Below are 1,087 nucleotides of genomic sequence, written 5' to 3'. Positions count from 1 at the left end.
CGAGACAGGTTGGATCGGAGGTTCCTACGCCAGCCGCTGCCTACCTGCAGGAACACACCCGCGCTCATGTCATCGTCTCGCGCCACCGCCATGGTGTCCAAGCCCGTCTCATCCGACATCCTTCTGGTCGAGCTTCTGGCCGGCCTGCCCGACCCACGCGCCCGGCGCGGACGTCGGCACCCAGTTCGGGCGCTGGTGGCCGTGGCGCTGTGCGCGGTCCTGACCGGCGCGAGGAGCTTCACCGCGATCGCTGAATGGGCCCGCGACGCAGGCAGGACCCGGCTACGGCGGCTGGGAATGATGCGGCGGGCCGCGGACGAGGCCACGTTCCGCCGGGTCCTGACCCGGCTGGACCCGGCAGCCCTTCAGGAGGCCTTCGGTGTCTGGTCACTCACCCGTGCCCGATGCTCGGGCGGGCGGCGCGTCTACGCGATCGACGGGAAGTCGCTGCGTGGCGCGCGGAAGAAGGGCGCCGCCCGCGCGTTCCTCGTCGCGGCCCTCGACCATGCCACCGGGACCGTTGCCGCGCAGACCGCTGTGGATACCAAGGGCTCGGAGATCACTGCCGCCCGGGTTCTGATCGGTCTACTCGACCTGACCGGCGCCGTCCTGACTCTGGACGCCCTGCACACGAACAACGCCACCGCCTCCCAGATCCTGGCCGCGGGCGCGCACTACGTCTTGACCGTCAAGGGCAACTCTCGGCTGCTGTTCCGCATGCTCAAGGCGCTGCCCTGGGCCCAGATCCCTGCGACCACGACCACCGAGACCGGCCACGGGCGGCGAGCGACGCGCACGATCAAGGTCCTGGACGCGCCCGCGTGGATCGAGTTCACCGGCGCCGCCCAGGTTGCCCAGCTGCGCCGCACAGTCACCCGCAAGGGCAAGAAGACCGTCGAGGTCGTCTACCTCGTCACCTCCGCCGACGCCCGCACGGCGAGTTCCGAGACCCTGGCGACCTGGGCACACACGCATTGGTCGATCGAGAACCGGCTCCACTGGGTGCGCGACGTGACGTTCGACGAAGACCGCTGCCAGATCCATACCGGCCACGCACCACAGAACATGGCCGCCCTGCGGAACACCG

General features: G+C 70.0%; 1 protein-coding gene. It reads left to right on the top strand.

Annotated features, from left to right (window positions below; genetic code table 11):
• Positions 1–66: 66 nt before the first annotated feature.
• Positions 67–1,087 (top strand): ISAs1 family transposase (locus tag HLB15_RS23685; RefSeq protein WP_171109228.1); only part of this gene is annotated, 1,021 nt, incomplete at its 3' end.

The sequence above is a fragment of the Promicromonospora citrea genome (assembly GCF_013004695.1).
GTDB lineage: Bacteria > Actinomycetota > Actinomycetes > Actinomycetales > Cellulomonadaceae > Promicromonospora > Promicromonospora citrea.
This window is presented reverse-complemented; position numbering and strand designations above follow the sequence as displayed.